Here is a 7,932-nt window from a genome sequence, read left to right on the forward strand (position 1 = left end):
ATTGATCATTGATGCGAATGCTGTGCTGGCCGATGCGATCGCGTTGCAGCGCCTCAAGATGGTTGTTCGGCGGAACCTTCAGATCATCCAGACGCTTGGCGTTGTTCAGCATTCGCAGCTTACGCAATGCGGTTTTCTGGATGTCTTGGGGCAGCTTGCGGCTGAGATTGCCGTGCCACACCAATTCCGTCTGTTTGCAGGCGAAATCAACGATCATGAGATGACCCTAACGCTCCTCATTTTATAACGCAAGACGTTATGCGTTATGCGTTATGGTGCCGATCGAGCGGGCCACTGATACCGTGTTCAGCCGATGCTCTCCGGAACAGCCTATTCCTCGTCGCGCGCGGCCTCGGCTGATTCGGCCATCACCATCCGCCAGAAATCGGGCCAGCCCTCTTCGCGTAAGGTCAGCTCGATCGTCTCGCCCTGATACCGCTCGACGATCGGGGTGAGGACGATCTCGGAGAGCAGATGCTGGAACATCAGCCGGGTGCGCTTGACGTCGCGCCTCATTTCGACCGACTGCACCGCCCGGGCCAGGATGGTGCGGATCGTCGCCTCGTTGGGGAGAGGCGGCAGCGGGTCGGTCGGCGTGTCGAGGCGGAGTCGATTCAGCTCCTCCTGAAGCGCCAGGGCGCGCTGGGTGGCGCTTTCGGCATTGATGCCGCGCTCGATCGCTTCGACCAGACGGTCGAGACGGGCGACGATATCGGCTTCGGAGCGGCGTAGCTCCTTGCGCCGCTCCAGTTCCGCCCCAAACGCCGCGACGAACCGGGGGCGGAAATCGGCCCCGGTCCTGATGCGGAAATACAGGGCGGCAAAGGTCTTCTCCAGCAACACCGGCTCCCGCGTCCCCCGCGCATTGCGGCAGGTGGCGTAATAGCGGTGGTTCGAGCAGAGATAGCGGCCATTGTTGGCGATCGATTTCGGCCCGCCGCAGCAGCCGCATTTGACCCATCCGGTCAGGGCGTGCTGGTTGTGCGATGTGAGAATGCGGGGCTGTGGCGGGGCTGTCTCTTTCTTGCTGCGGGCGCGATCGATCTTGCGCACCTTGCGCCAAGTCTCGTCGTCGATGATGCGCAGGTGGGGCGCGTCGATCCTGATCCACGCCTCGGGCGGGTTCGAGATCACCTTGCGCTTCCCGGTGGACGGATCGCGCAGGACGTAACAGCGATTGCCGATCGTCTTGCCGAGATAGGCTTCGTTGCGCAGGATACCGCCCTGGCGCTTGAAGCCGTTGGTCAACGAGGCCACCCGCCACACCCCACCGTTCGCCGAAGGGATGCCGTCGCGGTTGAGCCCGGCGACGATGGTCTTCAGCGGCACCCCGTCGGCACATTCCTGGAAAATACGGCGGACGATGGCGGCTTCTGCCTCGTCAATCTCGCGCACGCCGTTGACGTTGCGTCCCTTCTCGTCCACCACGCCTCGCACGACCTTGTAGCCGTAGGGACAGGGCGAAATGGCATAGCCAGCGGTGACGCGGGCCCGCAGTCCGCGCCGGACCTTGGCTTTCAGGTCACGCAGGAACAAGGCGTTCATCGTCCCTTTGAGGCCGATATGGAGTTCGGAGACGCGGCCCTCATGCGCGGTCAAAATCCCCACGCCGTGAAAGACGAGGGTCTCGTGGATCCCGGCAATGTCCTTCAACGAGCGGGACAGGCGGTCGAGGCCCTCGGCAACGACTAGGTCAATCCGCCCGGCCTTGGCCGCCGTCAGCAGACGCAGGAAGCCGGGCCGGTCGGTCGTCGCGCCGGAGATCGCCGCGTCGGAGAACACCAGCGCCCGATCCGGATCGACCTTGAGTTGATCGGCGATGAGGTTTCGACACAAGGCGACCTGATCATCAACCGAAGATGGGTTTTGGATGTCGGTTGAATAGCGGGCGTAGATGGCGATGCGAGAGGGGGTTGTCGAGTTCATCGGCGAAGGTTATGGGCCAATGAAGCCGAAATCAACTTGGTTCCAGGTGCGACTAACCAAAGATTATATCGGAAATTACGTATTTGGTTGTTTCACGAAGATTCACGATCTTTCATGAAGTTTAACGATCATTCCACGAACTTTCACCTGTCGTGTTTGGGCAGGATAGGCGTGGTGGGCCCACCACGCGTCGCCCCTTGGGGGCTCTGGGCTTATTCGCACCCTTCGGGTGCTCAACGCGATGACGGCGAGGTTTGAACCGCCCCGGATTTGCCGGAGGCCGTTTGGTTTGAGTTACGCTGCTATAGGCTTTTGGTCGATCATGGCGTAGTAGCGTTCCTCGGCTTCGGCGGGCGGGATGTAGCCGATGGGCTCCATGATCCGCCGATTGTTGAGCCAGTCCACCCATTCCAGGGTGGCGAATTCCACCGCCTCGAACGACCGCCACGGACCGCGCCGATGGATGACCTCCGCCGTGTAGAGGCCGTTGATGGTTTCCGCCAGGGCGTTGCCGTAGGAATCACTGACGCTGCCGACAGAGGGTTCAATTCCAGCCTCGGCCAGGCGTTCGGTGTACTTGATGCTGACGTATTGGCTGCCGCGATCGCTTTGGTGGGCCAGGCCGCCGCCCTGAACGGCGTGCAGGGCCAGCTCAAGAGCATCGAGGACGAAGCCTGCATGGGCGGTCCGGGACACCCGCCAGCCGACGATACGCCGGGCGAAGGCGACATAGACGCAGCCCCCACGTCGTCACATAGGTGAAGTCGGACAGCCACTCTCTGTTGGGGGAGGGCGCCGAACTGACGGTTCACCCGATCCAACGGGCACGGCGGGCCGCGTCATGGCCTTCCCGAGCCAATTGGCGCCAGACCTTGCGCGCCCCATAGATCTGGAAGTTCTCATCGAACACACGGCGCCCGTCCACTTGCAGTGCAGTATCCCGACGGGACGGGACCGCATCGATAGCTTGGCCGTGCTGGCACGACCGGCGATGTGGGCGTGGTAGGTGGACGGGGCGATCGGCAACACTTTGCCGATCGGCTCGCCCCCACGCACCGTGTGGTGCTCGTCGGTGAAGGCAATCATGGCTTGAACCGGCGGTCTGGCTCCGCCATCGCAAAATATACTGGAGCCTTGCGCAAGATCTTGTTCGCCTGCAGAAGCTTACGGTCCTCACGTTCAAGCGCCATCAGCCGATCTTTCCCGCGATCGAAACAACCACCGCCCACAGCGCGACGGATGACCCTTCTCATGGTCCAAGACCATCCGAACCGCGCGGGACCGCACCGTCGGGGGGGAGGGGGGGGGGATTTGTTCGGCGTCTTGCTCGTCACGCTCTGCCTTCTTAGAAGTTGAGGCCTTTGGCAAACCTGGGGCAGTTCAATTGGACGATCCCTGCAACCTGCAACCAGACCGTCATCGATCACGCAATTTCACCCTCCTTCATACGTATACACTACCGGTGAATCTCTGTCGCTCCGACCAAGCTCCTGCCGGTGCGAGCCGACTTATGCAACCAATCTTCTAAGTGGTTCAAAGATTGCGCTTTCGCGCTATTATACGCTCAGAACGCGATCAAGAGGGTAGCGGCATGGAACCGTGTGATCTTTCTCGCCTGAATCCTGGGGCTTTTGAGAGGCTCGTTCGAGCGCTTTGCTTCGCCCAGTTTGGTCCTGGTGGAACCGTATTCTCTCCCGGACCGGACGGCGGTCGAGACTTCACCCACGAGGGTGTCGTACCCGGCTATGAATCGCGGAAATGGAACGGGTATCTCGTCGTACAGGCCAAATTTTGCCTTTCGCCAAAGGGAGGCATTGAGGACGCGAAATGGCTGATAAAACAACTAAAGGGAGAGGAAGGTAAATATAAAAAGAATTTGTCAATATTGAGGAAGCCTCAATATTACATTATTGCAACTAATATAAATCTTTCGGGGGCGGATGGAATTTCCTCAGAAGGAGCTAAAAGAAATGGCGGCCACACAAAGGTGTCTTCATTTATTGATGATTGGAAGAAATCGATTGGAATATTAGATTTTGATATTTGGCCTCGGGACAAAATAATTGATCTATTGTCAGGAAATGAGTGCGTGCGTCGAACTTATGCCGCCTGGGTAACTCCCGGGGACGTGCTGACTGAGGTGCTTTCGCAATTACAGTCTAGACAGAAAAATTTTGGCGCGATCATCCGCAGATCACTAAAAACCTCACTACGGAGAGATCAGTTCGCACGTCTCAAGGATGCTGGAAGTGTTTCTGATGGACAGGTGCGAACCAGCCAAGTTTTTGTCGACCTACCCGTCGTTGAGTTGCAATATAATAAAATACAACAGAATTTAGTATCCGCATTAATTGATAGATCAAAAAATGTTCACGCTAATGAGCTTCCTGAAAATGATGAAATTGGCGACAATGCAAGTGAATATCAATCTAAAAATAAAATAGTTTTACTTGGCGGTCCAGGTCAGGGAAAGTCAACGGCAACTTTATTTTTTTCTCAACTTTTGAGGGCTTTTTCAATTATTCGAGACAGCTCTTACAAGCATGACGACAATATCAAAATTCTTGTTCCAGAGATAATTGATCGTGCACGGAAGGAAGGGATATCCACTGAAGTCCCTCTTCGATATCCCGTCCACGTGATCCTGCCAAGGTTTGCTGACGCCATCAGCGCCGCAAAGGAAAAGGGTGAGGACCCACCGTCCCTTCTTGCGCACATTTCCGAGAATTTGTCGAAAACATCAGACGGCACTATTGATAGAGACGATCTTCGCGCATGGTTGGCTAGTTATCCTTGGTTGGTTGTGCTTGACGGGCTCGATGAAGTCCCCCCATCCGGCGAGCGAGAGGCCGTGATTGATGGAATCAAAGGCTTTATCTCTGAAATTGCAGATGCAAATGCAGATGTCCTCCTGATCGTCACCACTCGCCCTCAGGGCTATAATGACGACCTCGATAAGCGGTCCTGGGAGCACTGGAACCTTGCCGACCTCCCGGCTGAACGAGCGCTCGCCTATGCAGAGGCCTTAGGCCAAGCACAGTATCCCGACGACATTGAACGGCGTGAGTACATTTCAGATCGCTTGTTACGAGCGAGTAAGCAAGCAGCAACATCACGACTAATGAAGAGCCCGCTTCAAGTCACAATTTTACATTTAATTGTCGATACTGGCGGCAGCATACCAGCTGCTAGGTGGGCTTTATTTAATGAATATTTTGACGTTCTCAAGAGGCGTGAAAAATCAAAAGGCGGAGAAACGCAGAGAGCGTTAGAGAAGAACCTGTCGCATATTGGCCCAATCCATCAAAGAGCAGGCCTTGTTCTTCAGATAAACAGCGAGAAAAGAGGTAGTGCCAACTCGGCTTTAAATGAAGAAAATTTTAAATTACTTCTCAGAAACTATCTCTTATCAGAGGGTTATGAGGGGGAGGCTCTGGAATGCCGGGTGAAAGAACTTACTCACCTTGCGCTTCATCGACTTGTTCTCTTATCAGCTCGCGAGGAGGGGAGCATTAGCTTCGACGTCCGCTCGCTTCAGGAATATATGGCGGCGGCCGCGCTTACATCTGGTGAGCATGACATAATGGAAAAGCGCCTACTTCATATCACCGGAAAGGCGCATTGGCAGCACGTTTTTCTAATCGCAGCGAGCAGGTGTTTCGCTGAAGATGCATTTCATCATCGTCGATCCTCGGTTATCAGCATCGCTCGTCAAATGGAGGCGTTTGGCGCAGACAAGATCGTTAGGAATGGCGCGAAGTTGGCGCTGGAGCTGTTCTTGGATGGGATCGGTGCTGACCACCCTAACTATCGAAGAACTCTTTGCTCACACGCCATAGAATTGCTTGAGCTTGGTGAAGCTAATATTGATGTACGTCTCGTAAAGCTTTGCGAACCGGAAACAGAGCAACTTATTAATGATTATATAGTTGAAAAAATTTGCCAAAAATCTCCAAGCAGTTTGGCCGCCTGGAAATTTCTCGTAATGATCGCTGGCTCGGGTAACGATAATTTTACGCACCTGATTGGTCGGCTTTGGCCAGAATCACAAGAAGATGCAATGAATATTATAGAGAATGTCAATATATACGCCCTATCTCGAGTGTGTTCCGATAGAGTTCTTGCCACACTACTGGCCAGCGACCCCAGCTTTGCTGAGCGGGTTATTCCAGAGAAAATTAATGATATTTCAGCAGGTGCAATTTCTCCCGAGATTCTCAACCTTATTTCCGTATTGAGACCGAGAGCTGGTGCAGGTGTTCTGCACCCAAAGTCAGATGAGAAAATAGTCGCAAAGTTTTCGCCCCTTTTGCAACAGAGCCCTCCCCAGCCCAAGAGCGACATCCCCATCCATGTGAAGTGGCTCATCATATTTGAGGCCATGAAAATTACAGCCAATTCAAATATTGCGGACGCGGCGAAATGGCTTAGATTTATAGCATCAGAAAAACTTATCTCAGAAACAAAAGAAATTCATGAATATATTCCATGGCCACTCTCTTCTATCGTCGATGTATGCAAGCAAGATCAGGATCTGCACAATATCGCCGATAAAGTTGAGGCTGGCGATTTTGGAACAGTTCAGGATTGGGCAATCGCAGAGCGCCGCTGGCGGGATTTCGGCCTGACGAAAGAAGACTTAATACGCTGTAAGAACGGGCTTTGGTTCGATAAAAACGTAGCCACCTATGGTGCATTCAAATGGGCAAATTTATACTTAAAAATAGATTCTGAGAATATTCAAATTCTTGATCAGTTAATAGACATTAGGAACCAGCTAAGCGGACATCATAGGGATTGCGTTGAAAAATTAATTAAATTTGCCTCTATTGGCGGCGGTGAATCTGCCTTCAATACAGAACAAGCAAGAAAAGTCGCTGAATTCCTTTCAATTTGCGATGCTGACTGGCTTTATCCTGAGTCGTTCATTTTGTTTGGGGAGCAGGCACTTGATGACGATTGGGTTGCAGATAAATTAAATGAGGCAGCCGCACGCATGCACATATGGCCAAAGCGCTCTCTAACCTTATTATCTGTATCATCATACATCCAGGCATTTATGAGGCAGCCTTCTCGAAGAAATTTACTTTTCATAATTTGCGCCAATATCATCTCGTGCCAGAATAATGAGGCACTGCATCAGCTTAGTAAGATATCAAAGACCGAGCTTGTTACTCGGCCTGAAGACACACCGATCGTTAGGTCATCGATAAATTTGTTGCGTATTCTTGCGGATATGCCTGTTGAAATAGAACCTGTCGTTGAAGGGTTGATATCCGAAGGCGATCCTTACTTGGGAATGGTACTCGTGAGCTTCCTGGCTGATGGAAGCTTAGCCTCTCGTAGCCTGAAGGAAGAACTTTTGACGTCACTGATATCCGCATGTCGCGTAATAAAAATTCCCTTAGATCTTCGACCAGAGCTTCAGAAGTGTCTTGACGGAAGGTTGTCAAATTTCGATCAAAAAGAATTTTGGATTGAAGAGGCTAAGTTCCCCAGAGATTCGTTTGCTGCGCTAAGTTAAAATTTTTGTCTCTAAACAACTTTCATCCTCGCTTCAACAAGAGTATTTTGTGAAATAACCCTGTCGTATCGGACCGTAACAATCACGATATGCTGTTTTTAGCGGGACCTGCCGGAGCCGGAGAGTTTGGGTTTCGCTAGGGTCAGGACTCCTCGTCTTCATCGAGATTGGCGACGGCCATCGTCGGATTCTGGATACCGATGCACCGGCAAATGTCGGCGGCGACGAACCAGGGCTGGCCGTCCTGCTGAATGGTGCGGACGGGGTGGTCTTCGAACAGGAACGGGGTGAGATCGGCGGACATGGGCACTCTCCATGCTGTTGTTAACGGGACCGGCTGGGGCCGGAGGATTGGGGCGAGGACGGTTTCGCCTGATCGGGGGTGAGCGCGGTTTCGACGAAGGCCCCCATCGCGTCGGCGAGGTCGGGATCGAGGGCGACGGTCTGGCGCTCCGAGAGCTGGCGGGCGACACGGTCGGCGA

At 53.5% G+C, this 7,932-nt stretch carries 4 protein-coding genes, 1 pseudogene and 1 other annotated feature; of the genes and pseudogenes, 1 reads left to right on the plus strand and 4 read right to left on the minus strand.

Annotated features, from left to right (window positions below; genetic code table 11):
- The 3 genes and pseudogenes from K678_RS16275 to K678_RS16285 all read right to left on the minus strand — a co-directional run.
- A partial coding sequence (locus K678_RS16275; RefSeq protein WP_021133572.1) for a type II toxin-antitoxin system RelE/ParE family toxin occupies positions 1-217 on the minus strand: 217 nt, incomplete at its 3' end.
- 113 nt (positions 218-330) lie between these two features.
- Positions 331-1,926 (minus strand): recombinase family protein, encoded by a 1,596-nt coding sequence (locus K678_RS16280; protein ID WP_021133573.1) that lies wholly within the window; start codon positions 1,924-1,926, stop codon positions 331-333.
- A gap of 294 nt (positions 1,927-2,220) precedes the next feature.
- Positions 2,221-3,192: pseudogene (locus tag K678_RS16285) on the minus strand (IS3 family transposase).
- Positions 2,938-3,054: a sequence feature (AL1L pseudoknot), on the minus strand. Its footprint overlaps the pseudogene before it by 117 nt.
- Positions 3,193-3,517: 325 nt before the next feature.
- Between K678_RS16285 and K678_RS18820 the strand changes: the two are divergent.
- A complete protein-coding gene (locus K678_RS18820) occupies positions 3,518-7,450 on the plus strand; it encodes an NACHT domain-containing protein (protein WP_155804586.1) in 3,933 nt (1,310 codons plus the stop codon).
- Between the two features lie 142 nt (positions 7,451-7,592).
- Here K678_RS18820 and K678_RS18385 read toward each other — a convergent pair whose 3' ends face one another.
- Positions 7,593-7,754 carry a BRO-N domain-containing protein gene (locus K678_RS18385; RefSeq protein ID WP_021133578.1) on the minus strand — a complete coding sequence of 54 codons (162 nt, stop codon included), beginning with the start codon at positions 7,752-7,754 and terminating at the stop codon, positions 7,593-7,595.
- Positions 7,755-7,932 lie beyond the last annotated feature (178 nt).

The sequence above is a fragment of the Magnetospirillum fulvum MGU-K5 genome (assembly GCF_000442515.1).
Taxonomy (GTDB): domain Bacteria; phylum Pseudomonadota; class Alphaproteobacteria; order Rhodospirillales; family Magnetospirillaceae; genus Phaeospirillum; species Phaeospirillum fulvum_B.